Annotated in this window: 20 protein-coding genes; 13 read left to right on the forward strand and 7 right to left on the reverse strand. The window is 69.0% G+C overall.

The window, feature by feature from the left end; genetic code table 11:
- Positions 1-83: 83 nt before the first annotated feature.
- Positions 84-350: a MarR family transcriptional regulator gene (locus ACV7GQ_RS13430; protein WP_135306228.1), complete on the reverse strand. Its 267-nt coding sequence runs from the start codon at positions 348-350 to the stop codon at positions 84-86.
- Positions 351-508: 158 nt separating this feature from the next.
- Between ACV7GQ_RS13430 and ACV7GQ_RS13435 the strand changes: the two genes are divergently transcribed.
- Positions 509-805 carry an EMC6-like membrane protein gene (locus ACV7GQ_RS13435; RefSeq protein ID WP_470310742.1) on the forward strand — a complete coding sequence of 99 codons (297 nt, stop codon included), beginning with the start codon at positions 509-511 and terminating at the stop codon, positions 803-805.
- Positions 806-807: 2 nt separating this feature from the next.
- Positions 808-2,646: a ribosome biogenesis/translation initiation ATPase RLI gene (locus ACV7GQ_RS13440; RefSeq protein WP_470310743.1), complete on the forward strand. Its 1,839-nt coding sequence runs from the start codon at positions 808-810 to the stop codon at positions 2,644-2,646.
- An 87-nt stretch (positions 2,647-2,733) separates the two neighbouring features.
- Here the strand turns inward: ACV7GQ_RS13440 and ACV7GQ_RS13445 are convergent, their stop codons facing one another.
- Together ACV7GQ_RS13445 and ACV7GQ_RS13450 are read right to left on the reverse strand one after the other, a co-directional pair.
- Complete coding sequence (locus tag ACV7GQ_RS13445; RefSeq protein ID WP_166968259.1) at positions 2,734-2,949, reverse strand: hypothetical protein; 216 nt, start codon at positions 2,947-2,949, stop codon at positions 2,734-2,736.
- 78 nt (positions 2,950-3,027) lie between these two features.
- The gene (locus tag ACV7GQ_RS13450) at positions 3,028-3,549 is read right to left on the reverse strand and encodes an archaemetzincin family Zn-dependent metalloprotease (protein WP_166968258.1); all 522 of its coding nucleotides are present in this window, start codon (positions 3,547-3,549) and stop codon (positions 3,028-3,030) included.
- 39 nt (positions 3,550-3,588) lie between these two features.
- Here ACV7GQ_RS13450 and ACV7GQ_RS13455 point away from each other — a divergent pair, with 39 nt between their 5' ends.
- The 5 genes from ACV7GQ_RS13455 to fer are packed head-to-tail and all read left to right on the forward strand — an operon-like array spanning position 3,589 to position 6,783.
- Positions 3,589-3,987: a UPF0146 family protein gene (locus tag ACV7GQ_RS13455; protein WP_470310744.1), complete on the forward strand. Its 399-nt coding sequence runs from the start codon at positions 3,589-3,591 to the stop codon at positions 3,985-3,987.
- Positions 3,988-4,022: 35 nt separating this feature from the next.
- Positions 4,023-4,889, forward strand: a complete 867-nt coding sequence (locus ACV7GQ_RS13460) for a TIGR01548 family HAD-type hydrolase (protein WP_470310745.1) — start codon at positions 4,023-4,025, stop codon at positions 4,887-4,889.
- A gap of 51 nt (positions 4,890-4,940) precedes the next feature.
- The gene (locus ACV7GQ_RS13465; protein WP_470310746.1) at positions 4,941-5,330 is read left to right on the forward strand and encodes a hypothetical protein; all 390 of its coding nucleotides are present in this window, start codon (positions 4,941-4,943) and stop codon (positions 5,328-5,330) included.
- A 54-nt stretch (positions 5,331-5,384) separates the two neighbouring features.
- A complete protein-coding gene (gene npdG / locus ACV7GQ_RS13470; RefSeq protein WP_470310747.1) occupies positions 5,385-6,050 on the forward strand; it encodes an NADPH-dependent F420 reductase in 666 nt (221 codons plus the stop codon).
- A 46-nt stretch (positions 6,051-6,096) separates the two neighbouring features.
- Positions 6,097-6,783: a ferredoxin Fer gene (gene fer / locus ACV7GQ_RS13475; protein WP_470310748.1), complete on the forward strand. Its 687-nt coding sequence runs from the start codon at positions 6,097-6,099 to the stop codon at positions 6,781-6,783.
- A gap of 47 nt (positions 6,784-6,830) precedes the next feature.
- Here the strand turns inward: fer and ACV7GQ_RS13480 are convergent, their stop codons facing one another.
- Positions 6,831-7,097 carry a thioredoxin family protein gene (locus ACV7GQ_RS13480; protein WP_470310749.1) on the reverse strand — a complete coding sequence of 89 codons (267 nt, stop codon included), beginning with the start codon at positions 7,095-7,097 and terminating at the stop codon, positions 6,831-6,833.
- Positions 7,098-7,201: 104 nt separating this feature from the next.
- Between ACV7GQ_RS13480 and ACV7GQ_RS13485 the strand changes: the two genes are divergently transcribed.
- The 3 genes from ACV7GQ_RS13485 to ACV7GQ_RS13495 are packed head-to-tail and all read left to right on the forward strand — an operon-like array spanning position 7,202 to position 9,168.
- Positions 7,202-7,357, forward strand: coding sequence for a preprotein translocase subunit Sec61beta (locus ACV7GQ_RS13485; RefSeq protein ID WP_220617203.1), 156 nt, complete (start codon positions 7,202-7,204; stop codon positions 7,355-7,357).
- A gap of 39 nt (positions 7,358-7,396) precedes the next feature.
- The gene (locus ACV7GQ_RS13490) at positions 7,397-7,771 is read left to right on the forward strand and encodes a DUF7532 family protein (RefSeq protein WP_470310750.1); all 375 of its coding nucleotides are present in this window, start codon (positions 7,397-7,399) and stop codon (positions 7,769-7,771) included.
- Entirely contained in the window at positions 7,768-9,168 is a 1,401-nt protein-coding gene (locus tag ACV7GQ_RS13495) for a ribonuclease FAU-1 family protein (RefSeq protein ID WP_470310751.1), read from the forward strand. The genes ACV7GQ_RS13490 and ACV7GQ_RS13495 overlap by 4 nt, the downstream gene beginning before the upstream one ends.
- Before the next feature lie 11 nt (positions 9,169-9,179).
- On the opposite strand, the gene ACV7GQ_RS13500 is transcribed toward ACV7GQ_RS13495, so the two are convergent.
- Positions 9,180-10,562: an LVIVD repeat-containing protein gene (locus ACV7GQ_RS13500; RefSeq protein ID WP_470310752.1), complete on the reverse strand. Its 1,383-nt coding sequence runs from the start codon at positions 10,560-10,562 to the stop codon at positions 9,180-9,182.
- 71 nt (positions 10,563-10,633) lie between these two features.
- Between ACV7GQ_RS13500 and ACV7GQ_RS13505 the strand changes: the two genes are divergently transcribed.
- Positions 10,634-11,371 (forward strand): SDR family NAD(P)-dependent oxidoreductase, encoded by a 738-nt coding sequence (locus tag ACV7GQ_RS13505; protein WP_470310753.1) that lies wholly within the window; start codon positions 10,634-10,636, stop codon positions 11,369-11,371.
- A 46-nt stretch (positions 11,372-11,417) separates the two neighbouring features.
- Here the strand turns inward: ACV7GQ_RS13505 and ACV7GQ_RS13510 are convergent, their stop codons facing one another.
- Positions 11,418-11,663 (reverse strand): hypothetical protein, encoded by a 246-nt coding sequence (locus ACV7GQ_RS13510; protein WP_470310754.1) that lies wholly within the window; start codon positions 11,661-11,663, stop codon positions 11,418-11,420.
- A 74-nt stretch (positions 11,664-11,737) separates the two neighbouring features.
- Entirely contained in the window at positions 11,738-12,322 is a 585-nt protein-coding gene (locus ACV7GQ_RS13515; RefSeq protein ID WP_470310755.1) for an LURP-one-related/scramblase family protein, read from the reverse strand.
- A gap of 118 nt (positions 12,323-12,440) precedes the next feature.
- Here ACV7GQ_RS13515 and uvrA point away from each other — a divergent pair, with 118 nt between their 5' ends.
- Both uvrA and ACV7GQ_RS13525 read left to right on the forward strand, forming a co-directional pair.
- Positions 12,441-15,428 carry an excinuclease ABC subunit UvrA gene (uvrA, locus tag ACV7GQ_RS13520; protein ID WP_470310756.1) on the forward strand — a complete coding sequence of 996 codons (2,988 nt, stop codon included), beginning with the start codon at positions 12,441-12,443 and terminating at the stop codon, positions 15,426-15,428.
- A gap of 61 nt (positions 15,429-15,489) precedes the next feature.
- Positions 15,490-17,373 (forward strand): S9 family peptidase, encoded by a 1,884-nt coding sequence (locus ACV7GQ_RS13525; protein ID WP_470310757.1) that lies wholly within the window; start codon positions 15,490-15,492, stop codon positions 17,371-17,373.
- Positions 17,374-17,824 lie beyond the last annotated feature (451 nt).

Below are 17,824 nucleotides of genomic sequence, written 5' to 3' on the forward strand. Positions count from 1 at the left end.
TGGGCTGTGTGGCCTCACTTTCGACGAGGAGCGTCAGAACTGTCCGGCCTGTGGATACGGGGTGAGAGAAGTCAGTCGGTGAGTCAGTCCGAGACGGCGGCGTCGGCCTGTTCGGCCGGCTGTTCCGTTATCTCGTAGAGGTTCTGTCGGGCGTCGGCGAAGTAGACGTCCTCCTCGATGACGCCGACCTCGTCGAGCCGTTCGAGAGCGTAGCGGACCGTTCGCGCGGAGAGCATCGACTCTTCCACGATGCCTTTCTGGGTGAGCGGCCCGTCGTATTCCAGCACCTTGTAGACGAGCTTCGCGCTCGGTGGAAGGTCTGCGATGGCCTCCCCATCGGATTCCGTCATTACCTGCACCGAGTGGCGCCGGATGCATAAAGATTGAGGAGTCAGTTCGCCAGACCGGCGCTGACGGCGGAACTGTCGACTCGGTCGGCGCGGCGCCACCGGCGCCGAGCGGTACTGGAACCGCGCCCCTTTTGGTGGAGGGTAGTCCAGTAGTGGGTATGGCTACGGATACGGCGGACGGCATGAGCTCCCACATGCGGGGACTCACCGTCACGACCATCACGGCCGTCGCGGGCATCGCGGCGGCGTTCGTCTCGAACGCCGTCGCGTCGGGGGCGACGGACGTCACCGGCGTCCTCGTCGTGGCGGCCGCCGTCCTCGCACAGTTCCCGGTTCTCCGGCTCATCGGCATCGGTCAGGACGACCTCTCGACGAAGGACGTCCTCTACATCGCGTTCATGACCTTCGCGCTCTGGTTCGTCTCGTGGGGCATCCTGCTGACGGCCGGGGTGTAACGATGGCGGAGGACAGCATCGCGGTCGTCGACCTCGACAGGTGTCAGCCCGACCGCTGTAACTACGAATGTATGAACTACTGCCCGCCCAACCGGAGCGGGAAGGAGTGCATCGTCAAGCGCGAGGACGCCCACGAGGAAGACGAAGAGTTCGAGGGGAAACCCGACCAGGTCCGCATCTCCGAGGAGATCTGTCTCGGTGAGTCCTGTGGCATCTGCGTCAACAAGTGCCCGTTCGACGCCATCGAGATCATCAACCTCCCGCAGGAGCTGACCGACGACCCGGTCCACCGCTACGGCGAGAACGCGTTCGCGCTGTACGGCCTGCCGACGCCACAGGAGGGGCAGGTCACCGGGATCCTCGGGCCGAACGGCATCGGGAAGACCACCGCCGTCCGCATCCTCGCCGACGAGATGGCGCCGAACCTCGGGCGCTACGGCGAGCGGCCCGGCTGGGACGAGATTCTCGACGAGTACCGCGGGACCGCCCTGCAGGACTACCTCGAGGACATGCGCGACGGCGACGTCGAGGTGGCCCGCAAGCCACAGTACGTCGACCGCATCCCCGACCAGTTCGATGGGAAGGCCCGCGAACTGCTCGAACAGACCGACGAGCGCGGCGAGCTGGACTACCTCATAGAGCGGACTGGCATCCGACCGGTCGTCGACAACCACATCGACGACCTCTCGGGTGGCGAACTCCAGCGCGTGGCGCTGGTGGCGACGCTCGCCCGGGACGCCGACTTCTACTTCCTCGACGAGATCACGCCGTATCTGGACATCGGCCAGCGGATGACCGCCGCCCGTCTCATCCGCGAACTCGCCGAGGAGGGCGACCGCTCGATGCTCGTGGTCGAACACGACCTCGCCATCCTCGACCTGCTGGCGGACAACATCAACGTCGCCTACGGGTCGCCCGGCGCGTTCGGTATCATCACGTCGCCGAAGTCGACGAAGAACGGCATCAACGAGTACCTCTCGGGGTACCTCGAGAACGAGAACATGCGCATCCGGCAGACCGAAATCGAGTTCGAGGAGCACGCCCCGCGGACCGCCTCGACCGGCGACGTGGTCATCGAGTACCCGGACCTCCAGAAGAGCTACGGCGAGGGCGAGTTCTCGCTGTCGGTCGACGCCGGCACCATCCGCGAGAGCGAGGTGCTGGGCGTCGTCGGCCCGAACGGCATCGGGAAGTCGACGTTCGCGAAGATGCTCGCCGGGCGCCTCGAACCCAGCACGGGGTCGGTCGACACGAGCCTCGACATCGCCTACAAGCCCCAGTACATCGAAATCGACCAGCCGATGCGCGTCGACGCGTTCCTCGCCTCCATCACGGACGACTTCGGCACCTCCTACTGGAACACCGAGATCGCCCAGCCCCTCCAGCTCGACGCGGTGATGGAGCAGCAGCTGACGGACCTCTCGGGCGGGGAGCGCCAGCGCGTCGCCATCGCAGCGTGTCTCTCGAAGGACGCCGACCTCTACCTGCTGGACGAACCCTCGGCCCACCTCGACGTCGAACAGCGGGTGCTCGCGACCTCCGCCATCCGGCGCTACGCCGAGAACCACGACGCGACGGCGATGGTCATCGACCACGACATCTACATGATAGACCTGCTCGCGGACCGCCTGCTCGTCTTCGAGGGCGAACCCGCCAAGAACGGACACGCGGCCCCGCCACAGGGGATGCGCGAGGGGATGAACGAGTTCCTCTCGAACCTCGACATCACGTTCCGCCGCGACGAGCGGACCTCGCGGCCGCGCATCAACAAGCCGGGCTCCCAGCTCGACCGCAAACAGAAGAACGCGGGCGAGTACTACTACTCGCCGACGCAGAACTGAGGCCGGCGGCGTTTTCCGCGACTCGAGAGACGGTAGAGCAGCCGCTACTGTCGGCTCGAAAACGGAGAACACACGCTCCCGCGGGCGTCAGGCCGCGGGGTCGGAGGTATCGCCGGTCTCGGACCCGGCGACGGCGTCGTCGAGTCCGTCCGCGACCTCCTCGGGGTCGAACTCCTCTTCGGGCCGGAGCTCTCGGTCGGGGGAGTCGCCGGCCTGCTGTTCGGTGACCGATTCATCGCCGGTGACCGAGACGAAGATGTCACCTAGCTCCGCAACTCGGTCGCTGGACTGACTCTTGCTCATCGCATTCGGGAGGAAGACCCAGAGGGGATTAGATACTCTACCTAACTCGTTAGGACCGTCGCCGTCCGGCGGTTCTCTCTACAGGACGTCCCGCTGGCAGGAGCCACAGAGCGACGCCTCCTTGACGTCGACCTGCCGGACCGTCGGCGAGAAGTTCATGACGCAGCGCTTGTTGTCGCAGTGCTCCAGCCCGAGCGTGTGGCCGATCTCGTGGACGACCTCCTTGCGCACGCGGGCGGAGAATATCTCGCCGGCCGAGCGGTTCGAGAAGCCGCCGTCCGAGGACGTCTGCAGGCGGTACGTGGAGATGACGCTCCCCGACCCGCCGAGGTAGGCGAGTCCGAACACGTAGTTCCGGCGGCGGTAGAAGAGGTCTTTGGGCGTGATGGCGATGTTCTTGCTGCCCGACCCGACGCGGCGAGCGAGGTCGATGAACTCCTCGGCGCGGTACTGGTCGCGGTCGCCATCGTACGCACCGGCGGGCACCGACTGTGGCTCGTGCATAGAGACCTCGCAGTCGTAGGTGGCCCGGAGGCCGTCGGAGGCCTCACGCTTGACCTGGGCGGAGACCTCGCCCACCGGAACGATGTCGACGTGCATGCGAACCCATATGAGACGGCACCGCTTAAACATCCCGCCATGGGTGACTCCGACCGCGCTCTCGTCGACCGGTTGGCCGCCGCAGAGGCCGTGGTCGAAGTCGGTATCGGCAGCCACCCGGACGTGGCCGCGGGACTGGTCGAGCGCGGCGTCGACGTGACGGCGACCGACATCGAACAGCGACCGGTCCCCGAGGGCGTCGCCTTCGTCGTCGACGACGTGACCGACCCCGACCGCTCGGTGTACGAGGGGGCCGACGTCGTCTTCGCGCGGAACCTCCCGCCGGAACTTCACCGCCCCCTTCGAGCGGTCGCTCGCCGGGTCGGCGCCGCCTGCTGGTTCACCACGCTGGGCGGCGACCAGCCGACCGTGCCGGTCGACCGAGAGCAGCTGCCGGGCGGGGAGACGCTGTACCGGGCCAGCGAGGGCCCCGGATAGCAAGCGGCTTGAACGAGGGCCGCCACCGTCCCGACATGCAAGTCGACGCGGTGGTCCTCGACATCGACGGCGTCCTCGTTGACGTGGCCGACTCCTACCGACGGGCGGTCGTCGAGTCCGTCGAGCGCGTGTACGGCGACACCATCGAGAAGGCCGGCATCCAGCGGTTCAAGGACGCCGGCGGGTTCAACAACGACTGGGAGGTGACCGACGCGGCGGCGCTGTTCGTCCTCTCGGCCCGCGAGGCCGACGTGGCGGACCTCGCGGCCTTCACCGACGCCATCGCCGACCGGGGCGGCGGCCTCGAGGCGGCGAAAGCCGTCGTCCGCGACCTGCTCGACGAGACCGCCGCCGAGCGAGTCCTCGAGGCGTGGGACCCGGAAGAACTCCGGGACGTGTTCCAGACGCTGTACCTCGGGAGCGACCTGTACCGCGACCTGGAGGGCGGCGACCCGCCGTTCGACGCGCCGGGGTACATCAACGACGAACCGGTGCTGGTCGCCCCCGAGACGCTGGCGGCCCTGAGGGAGCGGTACGCCGTCGGCGTCGTCACCGGCCGGCCAGCGGCGGAGGCCGACATCGCGATGGAACGGGTCGGGCTGGACATCCCCGACGACCACCGCTTCACGATGGACGACTGGGCGGAGGGGAAACCGCACCCGCACGCCCTCGTGACGCTGGCCGAGCGCTTCGACGCCGAGCGCGTGGCGTTCGCCGGCGACACGCTGGACGACGTCCGGACGGCGATCAACGCCGACGCCGAGGACGGCGAGCGGGTCTACTACGGCGTCGGCGTCCTGACCGGCGGTCTGACCGGCGAGTCCGGGCGCCGGAAGTACGCCGACGCCGGTGCGAGCGCCGTCGTCGAGACGGTCGACGACCTCACCGACCTGCTGGCGTAGCGGGCCACGGAGAACGGCAGGGGTTTCTACGACGAGTCGGAACGGGTCGGTATGGGACGGCGAGGAATGCTCGGCTGGTCGCTGCTGGTGAGCGTCTGGGCCGGCCTCGTCGGCGGCGCGGCGGTGTTCGAACCGGGTATCCAGTACGTCCAGTTGTACGCCATCGGCTTCGCCCTCGTCGCGTTCCCGGCGGCGTACTGGACGATTTCGAACAATCAGCAGATATTCCGCACGTCGCACAGACCCGGCCGCGTCGCGGTGTTCATCCTCACAATCTTCGTCGTCACGGTCGTCCTGGCGACGGCGTTCGCGTTGCTGCTGGGCACCACCAGTCCGCTCGCTATCGTCGCGCAGTTGGTGGCCTACGGCGTGGGCCTCGCGGCGGCGCTGTACGCGGCCTACGGCGGCGGCGTCGACTACCTCTGGAACGAGTACACGTAGGCAAGTCCCACCGGTCGCACAACGCTTATTCGCAGGTCGCCCCACCCCGTAGATATGGATATCGCGCTACTCGGCGGGACCGGCGACATCGGCGAGGGCCTCGCCCTCCGCTGGGCGTACGACACGAACCACACGGTCATCGTCGGGTCACGTGAGGCCGAGAAGGCCGAGACCAAGGCCGAGGAGTACGAGACCGAGCTGGACAGTCGCGGCCAGGAGGTCACGATCGAGGGGCTGGCCAACGAGGACGCGGCCGCCCGCGCTGACGTGGTCGTCACGGCCGTCCCGGCGTACCACCTCACGGACACCGTCGAGGCCGTCGCGGACGTGCTCGGCGACGCCATCCTCGTCTCGCCGGCCGTCGGCATGAAGCGGGACGAAGACGGCTTCCACTACAACCGCCCCGGCGTCGGCAGCGTCACCCAGCTGGCCGCGAAGGCCGCCCCGGAGGGGACGCCCGTCGTCGGCGCGTTCCACAACCTCGCCGCCGGCCGACTGGCGAACCTCGACGCCGACCTCGACTGGGACACCGTCGTCGTCGGCGACGACACGGACGCGAAAGACACCGTCTGCGAACTCGCCGAGGCCATCGTCGGTCTGCGCGCGCTGGACGGCGGGCCGCTCTCGAACGCCGCCGAAGTCGAGGGACTGACACCCCTCCTCATCAACGTCGCCCGCCACAACGACGGCCTGCACGACCTCGGCGTCCGGTTCCAGTAGCGACCCGCGAAGAGAGACTTTTCACCCCGCAGTCCTACTCCCCGGTGTGGCCTCTCCATTCGAGATACTCGGTGTCGACCCGGACGCGGACGAGGCGGACATCGTCGACGCCTACCGGGAGCGAGTCAAGGAGACCCATCCCGACCAGGGCGGGTCGGCCGAGGCGTTCCAGGCGGTGCAGGACGCCTACGAGCGCATCGAGAACGGCTACGAGCCCGGCGACGAGCCGCGGCGCCCGCCGACCGGACCGGCGCCCGACCCCGCAGCCACCGAGACGGAGCCCGAACCGGACCCGGACCCGCCCGAACCCGAGGGCGTCGAGGTCCAGTACCTCAACTACGAGGTCATCGCGGACGAGGGGTGGGCACTTGACGACGACGACCTCTTCGAGAAGGCCGCCGACGGCGGGTTCGACCCCGAGGACTACGGCCGGTTCCACGTCGCCGAGAACGAGTCCCTCCTGGAGGCCGCCGAGGGCGAGGGGTACGCGTGGCCCTTCGCCTGTCGCGGCGGGGCCTGCACGAACTGCGCCGTCGCCGTCGTCGAGGGCGAGATGCCCTCGCCACAGAGCCACATCCTGCCACAGGAGCTCCACGACAGGGGAATCCGCCTCTCCTGTATCGTCGCGCCCGAGACGGACGCGAAGATAGTCTACAACGTCAAGCACCTGCCCGAGGTCCACGACCTGCTGCTCCCGGCGAGTCGGTTCGAGGCGTCCTCCTCGACGGACTGAGCGGGCGCTGTGGGGAGCGATGGGACTGCGAGAACGGAGGGGAGTGCCTACGCGCCGGCCTGCGAGAGCGCGTCTTCGAGGTCCTCGGCCTGCGTGACGCCGACGAAGCGCTCGACGATGCCGTCGTCGTTCTCGACGATGAGCGTCGGCAGGGAGCGTACCTGGTACTCGTTGGCGACGTCCTGCTCCTCGTCGACGTTTATCTTCTCGAACTGGACGTCAGTCCACTCCTCCTCCAGGTCCTCGAGGATAGGGTCTTGGGTCTTGCAGGGGCCGCACCAATCGGCGTAGAAGTCCTTGAGCGTGACCGTCATGGTTCTCTTCGATGTAATCTGTGGTGTCAGATAAGGATTGTCCATGTGGGTGCGCCGGGAGCGAACCCGAAAGGCTTACTCCCGGCGAGTGGACAGTCAGTGGTATGAGCAGCGACAGCGGCGGGCTGATGTCGAGTGCCGGACTGGTCAGGTACTTCGACGCAGAAGACCAGAACACCATCCGTATCGACCCGCGAACCATCGTGGCCTTCGGCATCCTGTTCGGCGCTCTCGTCCTGGTGCTGAACGCGATGGCCTGAGTCCGCGACGTTTTCTATCCCCCGCCGACAAGGGCGGGTATGCACTTCACACAGCGCGAACAGCGCGCGCTCCGGCAGGCCGGCGTCGAGCAGACGACCATCGAGGCCGCCTCAGAGGCCGTCGTCGCCGCCACCGACGCGGCCGCCGAGGACCTCGAGGCGTTCTTCGCCGACCGCGAGACCGTCCACTCGGACATGGACGTCGCCCACAGCTCCGCCGAGATTCAGACCCACACCGTGGAGTATCTGGACCTCTACACGCACGCCGACGACATCCGCGGCTACCTCCGGTTCGACTCGTGGGGCGTCCCCGTCGAGGGCGGGCGGGTGCTGAGCGACGACGTGGTCGAACTGACGCTGGGTCCGACCGTCGACGGACGGGTCCGCTTCGCGACCGAGCGAGACGCGCTATGAGCGTCCGCATCAGGGGCATCTACACGACGGCGCTGACCCACCTGCTCGACGAGGCGGGCATCGACGTGGTGCAGGCGTCGGGCCCCATCGAGGACCGCTTCGACGCCGACTTCGCGGTCGAGCGGGCGGCGGCGACCGTGGCGACGACCGACGACCGGCAGGGCGTCGGCGTCAGCGGCGAGAGCGACACCGTCGAGCGGGTGGTCGACCTGCTGGGCGACCTCGGCCGGGACGCGCTCTGGTGGGCCGACCCGCTCCCCGAGGGCGCGGTGTACGCCGGCGAGGTGACCGAGACGCTCGGGAGCGGTGCCGTCGTGGACTGCGGCGACGGCGAGGGGTTCCTACCGTACTCGAACGCCGACGACCGCGTGGAGTCGGGTGACAGACTCAGAGTGCAGGTCGTTGAGGGAAGCGCCCCGTGGACCGACGGGCGGCCCGTCCTCGACGGAACCGTCGCGGTCCGGGGCGGCGTCCTCACGCTGGAACGGGGCGCCTCGAACGCGACGACGGCGGGCGGCCCGGCGATGCTGGACGTGATATCGGCCGACCCCCGCGACGGGTGGGGCGTCTCGTGGGAACGTGCCAGCGACGAGGCGTCGTTCGACGCGCTGGCCGACGCGCTCTCGGCGGCCAACGCCCGCGCCGAGGCCATCGACGACGCACTCGGCGGGGCGGACCCACCGTCAGACGCCGCGCCCCATCGCTACCACGACGGCGGCGCGACGACGTGGGTGTGGTTCGGCCGGGAGAGCCGCTTCGCGCTGGACGAGCAGCGCCGCGCGGTGACGACGACGATGCGGGGCCACCACCGCGTGAAGGCCGGGTCGAACGCCGCCAGCGCCGCCGTCGACTACGTGGAGGCACTGTGTGACGACCCCGGGAGCGGCGGCGAGACGGACTTCCCCTTCGCCGTGACCGCCCGGCAGTTCGGCCCGCAGACGGGCGGGTCGCTCACGCTCGGCCACGGGAAACCGGACGGCCGGCTCATCACGCTGGGCCGGGCCGACGTGCAGTCGGTCGACGCCGACGGCACCGTCACCGTCGAGCGAGAGATGTCGCCGGGCGGCGAGTACGACGCACTGGGCGTCCCGAAGGAGGCCGGCGACGTCGCGGAGACGAAACTGAAGGAGGGGCGCTGGTGGTACCCGACGACCTACCGGGACAGCGACGGCGAGCGGAAGGGCACCTACGTCAACGTCTGCACGCCCGTCGAGATATTCCCGGACACCGCCCGGTACGTCGACCTCCACGTCGACGTGATAAAGCACGCCGACGGCAGCGTCGAACGCGTCGACGACGACGAACTCGACGCCGCCGTCGAGGCGGGGAACGTCCCCGAGGAACTGGCCGACCGAGCGCGGAGCGTGGCCGCCGCAGTCGCGAACGCGCTGTCCTGAGCCCGGCCGCCTCAGCGCCGGAGTCGCCACGCGGCGAGGCCGATAGCCGCGAGCGCCGTCGCCACGCCGAACCCGTCGCCGGCGGCCCCGACGATGCCCGGCCCGTCGGCCACCCCGTCCGTCGACTCGCTCGGCGTCGGGAGGCGCGGGTCCGGGAAGGTGTAGACGCCGGGGGTGACCTCCGACCCGGCGTTGGCGTTCGTGTTGGCCGCGAGGAAGCACCCGGCGCCGCGCTGGGCCGTCCAGAACGAGGTGGTCTCGGAGTCCCGCCACGCGAACACTTCGTCGGGAGCGGCGGGGTCGCGCACGTCGTGGACGGTGACGCCGCCGTTGTACCACGCCGCGTAGCAGCGGCCATCGACGAGTTCGAAGTTGTGCGCCGTCGTCAGCACGCCGCCCGGCGTCGGGTCGCTGGTCGACGGCGGGGCGATGGTGGCGACGGATTCGGGGGCCGTCTCGTCGCTGACGTCGAACAGTTCGATGCCGCTCGGACCGCCCGAGCCGTCGTCGTCGAGGTCCCACGACTCAGCGCCGACGCCGAGCAGCGTCGCGTCCTCGTTCACCGTGACGAAGTGGTCGTTACCGGGCGGTTCGCTCCGCTCGAGGGCCGGGCGCTCGACGGCGGCCAGTTCGGCCGGGTCGCGCCCGCGGACCCGCGAGACGAGCGAGGGGGCGGCCGGGTCCGAGACGTCGAGAATCCACGTCCCGGCGTCCCAGTAGGCCAGATACGCCCGGTCGCCGTGGACCCACACGTCGTGGAGCGGCCGGAGGCCGGCGGGCACGTCCCGCCACGCGTCGTCGGCGTCGAACAGCGACCACGTCCCGGCCTCGCGTTCCGTCTCCGTGTCGACGACCAGCAGGGGGTTCCCCTCCCGGCTGTTGGCCGTGAGGTAGGCGTAGCGGCCGTCGAAGTCGCAGTTGTGGACGACGGTGTCGACCTCGTAGCCGGCGACGCGGTCGGGCTGCTGGCGGTCGCTCACGTCGAAGACGACGAGGCCGTGAGCGCCCTCCGCGGGGTGGGCTGGGCCGGCGACGAGGAGCCTGTCGTCGACGACGGCGAGGTCCTGTACCTCCGCCATCGGCCCCCCGTCGCTGTCGGCCAGCAGGCCCGTCCGGTGGGTGATGAGGCGGGGGTTCGTGGGGGTGGTGGCGTCGACGACGGCGACGCCCGTCCCGGTGGCGACGTAGGCGGTGTGGCCGTCCGGACTGGTGACCAGTTCGTGGGCGCCCGGCAGGTCGACGGTCCCCAGTGGGTCCCGGCCTGTCGGCGTCCCGGGCGGCGTGCCTCCGGTGGCCTCGCCGGTCGGGGTCGGATGGGCGCTCGCGGCGCCGGTGACCGCGCCGGCCCCGACGCCGGCGGCGCCGACCCGCCAGAGGAACGTCCGCCGATGCATACCCCGATTCGGGGCGGGACGGCAAGAAGGCTTCCGGTGGGGGTTTTCATCCGGGGACCCCTAGCGGTGGTATGCTTTCGCCGGACCTCGACGGACGGACTGCACTGGTGACCGGGAGCGCGAAGGGCGTCGGCCGCGAACTCCTGCTGGCTATCACCGACCACGGCGCCGACGTGGCGGTCCACTACAACACGAGCGGCGACGCCGCCGCCGACGTGGCCGAGACGGCCCGCGAACGGGGTGCGACGGCGACGACGGTACAGGGCGACGTCACCGACCCGGACGCCGTCGACGGTATCTTCGACCGCGTCGAGGCCGACCTCGGCAGCGTCGACGTCCTCGTCAACAACGTCGGCGCGTTCGCGCCCACCTACTGGGAGGACATCGACTACGACACGTGGCGGACGGTGATGACGACGAACTTCGACGCCACCTGTCTCTGTGCGAAGCGCGCGCTCCCGGCGATGCGCGAGGGGTCGTGGGGCCGCATCGTCAACGTCGGCTACGCCACCGCCGAGCGGACCTACGTCGACCCGGTGAACTTCCCGTACTACGTCGCGAAGGCCGGCGTCATCATGTTCACGCGGATGCTCGCCGCCGAGACCCAGGACGACGGCATCACGGTCAACGCCGTCTCTCCCTACACCGTCGAGAACTCCGACGAGTTCCCCGAGGACCTGCCGCGCGGGCGGCCCGCCTCCTTCGAGGACATGCAGCAGGCGCTGCTGTTCTTCCTCGACGAGGACTCGGACTACATCTCCGGCGAGAACGTCGAGGTCGACGGCGGACTGGTGCCCGAGCAGTTGTAGTCGACGGCGACGCGGACGGTTCGACCCGCTTTGTCGGGCCGCGGAGTCACCGGCGGGAGAGAACGTAGCCGCCGAGAAGCACCAAACCGACTCCGACGGCGATGGGTGCGATGACGAAGAGGGGATGCCACGGCGCACACCCGTCACACCGTCCTGCGCTCACTCGCGCAGCGAGTGTGAGATGCGTGTAACTGCCGTAGCCCGAGAGCGCGAGTCCCAGCAGGACCGACAGGCCCGCTCCGACGGCGCGCAGCGTCCGGACGCGTTCGACCTGCGTGTTCGCGTTGCCCATATGCCGACGTTGGCGCGGCACGTAAAGCGCCTTCTGGACGTTCAAAGCGGGGTTTGAACGAGCGCGCCGTCCGCTCAGTTGCCCTGAATCGCGTCGATGACCATCGCCGCGGCGACGACGGGTTCCTTCGGCACGTCGCTGGCGTCGTCGATGGTTATCTCGTAGCGGTCCTTCAGCGAGAACTGGCCGTCGATGTTGCCGACGTGGTCGCCGTCCCGGTCGGTGATCTCGTACTTGTGGGGAATCCACTCCCCGAACGGCAGGGTGTTCCGGGCCAGCGTCACCAGCGCCCCGCGGGAGTTGATTTCGGCGAGTTTCTCCTCGGTCTGGGCGTCCCGGATCGTCCACGTGTCCTGCAGGATGGAGTAGTCGTTGTCGAGGACGACGACGTCCTCGCCGGTCTGTGAGTCGGTCAAGACGTAGTTGCCGGCGATGTCGACGATGCCGCCGGCGTTGACCTCGAACACCTCGTTGCCGTCGGCGTCGACGAACGGGAACTTCTCCTTGAGTTTGAACATCTTCTGCTTGCCCCGCAGGACGACGTTGCCGGCGGCGTCCATCGCCTTGTACTTGTTCCGGACGAGGCTCTGCTCGACGGTGTACGTGTCGTCCGTGAGTTCGATGCCCTGGATGTCGTACTTCGACGCCGTCTCGCTCATACACCCCGACTCACACAGCGACGACTTGAAACTTTTCGTAGATTTTCGCATCGGATGAAAAGAGAGTGCGCGAGCAACCGACAGGGTTTCACCGCCCCCGTCCTTGGTGAACCCATAGATGAGCAAGGACGTCATCGAGGTCAGGGGTGCTGAGGAACACAACCTCAAGGACGTCGACGTGGAGATTCCCCGCGAGGAACTCACCGTCGTCACGGGGCTGTCGGGGTCGGGAAAGTCGTCGCTCGCCTTCGAGACGGTGTACGCGGAGGGCCAGCGGCGCTACATCGAGTCGCTGTCGGCCTACGCCCGCAACTTCCTTGGCCAGATGGACAAGCCACAGGTCGAGAACGTCGAGGGGCTCTCGCCGGCCATCTCCATCGACCAGAAGAACGCCGCCAACAACCCCCGGTCGACGGTGGGCACCGTCACGGAACTCCACGACTACCTCCGGCTGCTGTACGCCCGCGTCGGCGTGCCACACTGCCCGGAGTGTGGCCGCGAGGTGGGCGAGCAGTCCGCCCAGAACATGGTCTCGCGCCTCCTCGAACTCCCCGATGGCACACGGGCGAAACTGTGTGCGCCGGTCGTCCGCGACCAGAAGGGGGCCTTCGAGGACCTGTTCGACGACCTCGTCAGCGAGGGGTACTCGCGCGTGGAGGTCGACGGCGAGGAGTACGACCTCACGCTCGACCGGCCCGAACTCGACGAGAACTACGACCACACCGTCGACGTGGTGGTCGACCGCGTGAAGGTCTCAACGGACGCTCGCTCGCGCATCAACGACTCCGTCGAGACGGCCCTGACCGAGGCCGACGGGACGCTGAAGGTCGTCCTCCCGGACCCGCCCGAGGGCGCGGCCGACGCGCTCGGCGGGTCGACCGCCCGCGCGACCGGCGACCTCGCCGACGCCGAGGGCGAGGCAGCGACGGACGAGGACCGCCTCGTCGTCGAACTCTCGGAGGACCTCGCCTGCACGCACTGCGGCATCGACATCTCCGAGGTCGAGACCCGCTCGTTCTCGTTCAACTCGCCCCACGGCGCCTGTCCCGAGTGTGAGGGGCTGGGCGAGACCAAGGAGGTCAGCGAGGACCTCGTGATCCGGGACCGCTCGAAACCGCTCAAGCACGTCTTCGAGCCCTGGAGCTACGACCGGACCTACTACTCCCGGCAGCTGGACAACGTCGCCGACCACTTCGGCGTCTCGCTGGAGACACCCTTCGAGGAGCTCGACGAGGAGATACAGCGGCAGTTCCTCTACGGCACCGACGACGTCGTCCACTTCCAGTGGCGCACGAAGAACGGCACGCGGGAGAAGACCGAACGGTTCGAAGGCGTCATCCCGAACCTCGAGCGCCGCCACGTCGAGACCGACTCCGACCGCGCCCGCGAGCACATCGAGGAGTTCATGGCGACGACGACGTGTCCCGCCTGCGAGGGGACCCGCCTGAAGGCCGAGTCCCGCGCGGTGCTGGTGGACGGCACGGCCATCACCGAGGTCAACCGGATGTCCATCGGCGACGCCCTAGAGCACTTCGAGGGCCTGGAGGCGAACCTCTCGGCGCGGGACACGAAGATCGCCGAGGAGATTCTCAAGGAGATTCGCGCCCGCCTCGGGTTCATGCAGGAGGTCGGCCTCGAATATCTGACGCTGGACCGCGAGGCGTCGACCCTCTCGGGCGGCGAGAGCCAGCGCATCCGCCTCGCCACGCAGATCGGCTCCGGCCTCGTCGGCGTGCTGTACGTGCTGGACGAACCCTCCATCGGCCTCCACCAGCGGGACAACGACCGCCTGCTGAACACGCTGGAGGAGCTGCGTGACCTGGGCAACACCCTGCTGGTCGTCGAACACGACACCGAGACGATGCGCCGGGCCGACCAGATAATCGACATGGGCCCGGGGCCGGGCAAGCGCGGCGGCGAGGTCGTCGTCAACGGCCCGCAGGAGGAACTGATGAACACCGAGGCGTCCGTCACCGGCGACTACCTGGCCGGCGACCGGGTGATTCCGGTGCCCGACGAGCGACGGGAGGGCGACGGCCACCTCACCGTGAAGGGGGCCCGCCAGCACAACCTCGCGGACCTGGACGTCGAGTTCCCGCTGGGGACGTTCACCGCCATCACCGGCGTCTCCGGGTCCGGGAAGTCGACGCTGATGCACGACGTCCTCTACAAGGGGCTGGTCCGCCGGATGAACGACACGGACGTCAACCCCGGCGAGCACGACGCCATCGAGGGCCTCGACGCGGTGGAGACGGTGCGGCTCATCGACCAGTCGCCCATCGGCCGCACGCCGCGGTCGAACCCCGCGACCTACACCAACGTCTTCGACCACATCCGCGAGCTGTTCGCCGAGACCAACCTCGCCAAGCAACGGGGCTACGAGAAGGGGCGGTTCTCGTTCAACGTCAAGGGCGGCCGGTGTGAGGCCTGCGGCGGGCAGGGGACCGTCACCATCGACATGAACTTCCTCTCGGACGTGGAGGTGCCCTGCGAGGAGTGTGGCGGCGCCCGCTACAACGACGAGACGCTGGACGTGACCTACAAGGGCGCGACCATCGCCGACGTCCTCGACATGAGCGTCGAGGAGGCCTACGACTTCTTCGAGAGCCACCCCGGCATCCGCCGTCGCCTCCAGCTCCTGAAGGACGTGGGGCTGGACTACATGACGCTGGGCCAGCCCTCGACCACGCTGTCGGGCGGAGAGGCCCAGCGGGTCAAGCTCGCCGAGGAACTGGGCAAGAAGGACTCCGGCGAGACGCTGTACCTGCTGGACGAGCCGACGACGGGGCTCCACCCCGAGGACGAGCGGAAGCTCATCGACGTCCTCCACCGCCTGACCGACGACGGCAACACCGTGGTCGTCATCGAGCACGAACTGGACCTCGTGAAGAACGCCGACCACATAATCGACCTCGGCCCCGAAGGCGGGGAGAACGGCGGCGAGCTCGTCGCCGAGGGGACCCCCGAGGCGGTCGCCCGGACCGAGGGGTCGTTCACCGGCCAGTACCTCCGTGACCTCCTCCCCGACGTCGAACTGGAGGGGCCGCGCGCCGACCGCGACCCCGTCGAGGGCGACGACGCCGCGGCGAAGGCCGACGACGACTGAGCGACTCGGCCGTCCGATTAGGCGGAACGCATACATGATGGCCGCGTCTGTGTGTGTCTGAATGGCTGACCCTGATACCGCCGAGACGCTGGAAGCGCTCGCCAGCCTGCCCACACTGGCACATCCGACCGCGTCCCCCGACGGCGAGGCGATCGCCTTCTACTACGACGGCACCGGCCGCAACGAACTGCACGTCCTCGACCCCGACAGCGGCGCGTCCGAGCGGTGGAGCGACGGCGAGGTCCCACGGAACGCCCGCTGGCACGTCGAGTGGGGCGCCGACGGCGAGCGCGTGTTCTTCCACCTCGACGACGCCGGCGACGAACAGAACGACCTGTACGCCATCGACCGGGACGGGACCGTCGAACCGGTCGTCGAGATGGACGGCCAGGTCGTGCTCCACGACGTCGGCACGGACGGCGAGAGGCTGCTGGTCGGGTCGACCCGGGACGGCCAGATGAACCTCTACGGGCACGACCGCACGACGGGCGAGACCACCAAACTCACCGACTACGACCGCGCGGTCTGGACCGGCCTGTTCTCGCCGGAGGGCGACCGCATCGCCTACGTCACCAACGAGTCCGAGGATTTCGACAACATGGACGTCTACGTGGCCGACGCCGACGGCTCGAACCCGCGGAACCTCGACGTCGGCGAGACCGGTGCGGAGGCCGGCCCGGCCGACTGGGGGCCGGACGGCCGGCGCCTGCTCGTCTCTGACAACAGCACCGACCTCGGGCGGTCGGGCGTCTACCACCTCGACAGCGGCGAGGTCGAGTGGTTCGAGAGCGAATACGAGGAGGAGCCACACGGCTTCACGCCCGACGGCGAGCGCTTCCTGACAACCCGGACCCGCGAGGCCGCGAAGATGCCCGTCGTCTACGACGTCGACTCGGGCGAGAGCCGGGAACTCGACCTCCCGGAGGGCGTCGCCACGTTCGCCGGGGAGTCGACGCTCGCCGACGGCCGGGTCCTCCTGACCCACACGACGCCGACCCGGCGACCGGACCTGCTGGCCTACGACCTCGCGACCGACGAGTACGAGACGCTCCACGAGGCCGAGTACGGTCCGTTCTCGCCCGAGGACTTCGCCGACGCCGAGTACCTCACCGTCGAGTCCGACGGCGTCCCCGAGACCCGGCAGGCGGCCGTCGAGCACGACCCCTACGAGACGCTGGAGGTCGGCGCGTTGCTGTACGACTCCGGCGAGCGACCGTCGCCGCTGATCGTCAACCCCCACGGCGGCCCGCGGGCGATGGACACGAAGTCCTTCGGCCTCTACACGCAGTTCCTCGTCCAGCAGGGGTTCTCGGTGTTGCAGGTGAACTACCGGGGGTCGACCGGGCGCGGCCGCGCGTTCGTCCAGCAGCTGTACGACGACTGGGGCGGGGCCGAACAGGGGGACGTGGCGACGGCCGCCGAACACGTCATGGACACGCGCGAGTGGGTCGACGCGGACAGCGTGGCCGTCTTCGGCGGGTCCTACGGCGGCTACTCGGCGTACTGGCAGCTGGTCCAGTACCCCGACCTCTACGACGCCGGCGTGGCGTGGATAGGGCTGACCGACCTCGCGGACCAGTACGAGAACACGATGCCCCACTACCGCACCGAACTGATGGAGAAGAACCTCGGGACGCCCGAGGAGAACCCCGACCTCTACCGGGAGCGCTCGCCCGTCGAGTACGTCGAAAACCTCTCGGCCCCGCTGTTCATGCTCCACGGGGTCAACGACCGCCGGGTCCCCGTCTCGCAGGCCCGGCTGTTCCGGGCGGCGCTCGACGACTTCGGCTACACCGAGGGGCCCGAGGGCGACTACGAGTACGAGGAACTCGGCGAGGAGGGTCACGCCTCCTCGGACATCGACCAGAAGATCCGGCTGTTCGAACTGCTCGACGACTTCCTCGGCCGGCGCATCGGCACCGACGCCGTCGCCGCCGACGACTGAGCGGACAGCACTTATTACGGTCCCTGTCGACGGGTTCGAGTACCGATGGTGTGGTCGGGCGCGGGGGACGGCCAGTGTCGCTTCCGGTGTGAGCCGGCGGCACAGCACGGGTCGATAGCCGACGGCGAGACGTGGCGCTGTCCACACGGTGCGATGGCCGACGCCGACCGCTGCCCGTTCCACCGCCCGCCCGCCGAGACGCCCGCCGACGTCGACGTGTCGGCGGCGTTCCTGGACGCCGTGGAGTCGGGCGCCGGCGGCGACCGGACGGCACGCCGCCGGTCGAAGCAGTTCCTCGGGGCCGACATCGCGACGCTGGACCTCTCGATGGCGGTGGTCGACGCCACCGACAACTACCCGATAGATCTCCGGGGCGCCAGCATCGACCGGCTGGACGGCACCGACAGCGAGGTCGGCCAGCGGCTGGACCTCCGGGGGGGCGACCGTCGGC

It is taken from the genome of Haloarcula sp. MBLA0163 (assembly GCF_055632435.1).

Bases quoted from the DNA above. Each gene is read 5' to 3' on its own strand.
- ACV7GQ_RS13510 (WP_470310754.1), bottom strand. From the start codon at position 11,663: ATGGGCAACGCGAACACGCAGGTCGAACGCGTCCGGACGCTGCGCGCC.
- npdG (WP_470310747.1), top strand. From the start codon at position 5,385: ATGGATATCGCGCTACTCGGCGGGACCGGCGACATCGGCGAGGGCCTC.
- ACV7GQ_RS13480 (WP_470310749.1), bottom strand. From the start codon at position 7,097: ATGACGGTCACGCTCAAGGACTTCTACGCCGATTGGTGCGGCCCCTGC.
- ACV7GQ_RS13445 (WP_166968259.1), bottom strand. From the start codon at position 2,949: ATGAGCAAGAGTCAGTCCAGCGACCGAGTTGCGGAGCTAGGTGACATC.
- ACV7GQ_RS13490 (WP_470310750.1), top strand. From the start codon at position 7,397: ATGCACTTCACACAGCGCGAACAGCGCGCGCTCCGGCAGGCCGGCGTC.
- ACV7GQ_RS13455 (WP_470310744.1), top strand. From the start codon at position 3,589: ATGGGTGACTCCGACCGCGCTCTCGTCGACCGGTTGGCCGCCGCAGAG.
- ACV7GQ_RS13525 (WP_470310757.1), top strand. From the start codon at position 15,490: ATGGCTGACCCTGATACCGCCGAGACGCTGGAAGCGCTCGCCAGCCTG.
- uvrA (WP_470310756.1), top strand. From the start codon at position 12,441: ATGAGCAAGGACGTCATCGAGGTCAGGGGTGCTGAGGAACACAACCTC.
- ACV7GQ_RS13440 (WP_470310743.1), top strand. From the start codon at position 808: ATGGCGGAGGACAGCATCGCGGTCGTCGACCTCGACAGGTGTCAGCCC.
- ACV7GQ_RS13515 (WP_470310755.1), bottom strand. From the start codon at position 12,322: ATGAGCGAGACGGCGTCGAAGTACGACATCCAGGGCATCGAACTCACG.
- ACV7GQ_RS13485 (WP_220617203.1), top strand. From the start codon at position 7,202: ATGAGCAGCGACAGCGGCGGGCTGATGTCGAGTGCCGGACTGGTCAGG.
- ACV7GQ_RS13500 (WP_470310752.1), bottom strand. From the start codon at position 10,562: ATGCATCGGCGGACGTTCCTCTGGCGGGTCGGCGCCGCCGGCGTCGGG.
- ACV7GQ_RS13460 (WP_470310745.1), top strand. From the start codon at position 4,023: ATGCAAGTCGACGCGGTGGTCCTCGACATCGACGGCGTCCTCGTTGAC.
- ACV7GQ_RS13505 (WP_470310753.1), top strand. From the start codon at position 10,634: ATGCTTTCGCCGGACCTCGACGGACGGACTGCACTGGTGACCGGGAGC.
- ACV7GQ_RS13430 (WP_135306228.1), bottom strand. From the start codon at position 350: ATGACGGAATCCGATGGGGAGGCCATCGCAGACCTTCCACCGAGCGCG.
- ACV7GQ_RS13435 (WP_470310742.1), top strand. From the start codon at position 509: ATGGCTACGGATACGGCGGACGGCATGAGCTCCCACATGCGGGGACTC.
- ACV7GQ_RS13465 (WP_470310746.1), top strand. From the start codon at position 4,941: ATGGGACGGCGAGGAATGCTCGGCTGGTCGCTGCTGGTGAGCGTCTGG.
- ACV7GQ_RS13450 (WP_166968258.1), bottom strand. From the start codon at position 3,549: ATGCACGTCGACATCGTTCCGGTGGGCGAGGTCTCCGCCCAGGTCAAG.
- ACV7GQ_RS13495 (WP_470310751.1), top strand. From the start codon at position 7,768: ATGAGCGTCCGCATCAGGGGCATCTACACGACGGCGCTGACCCACCTG.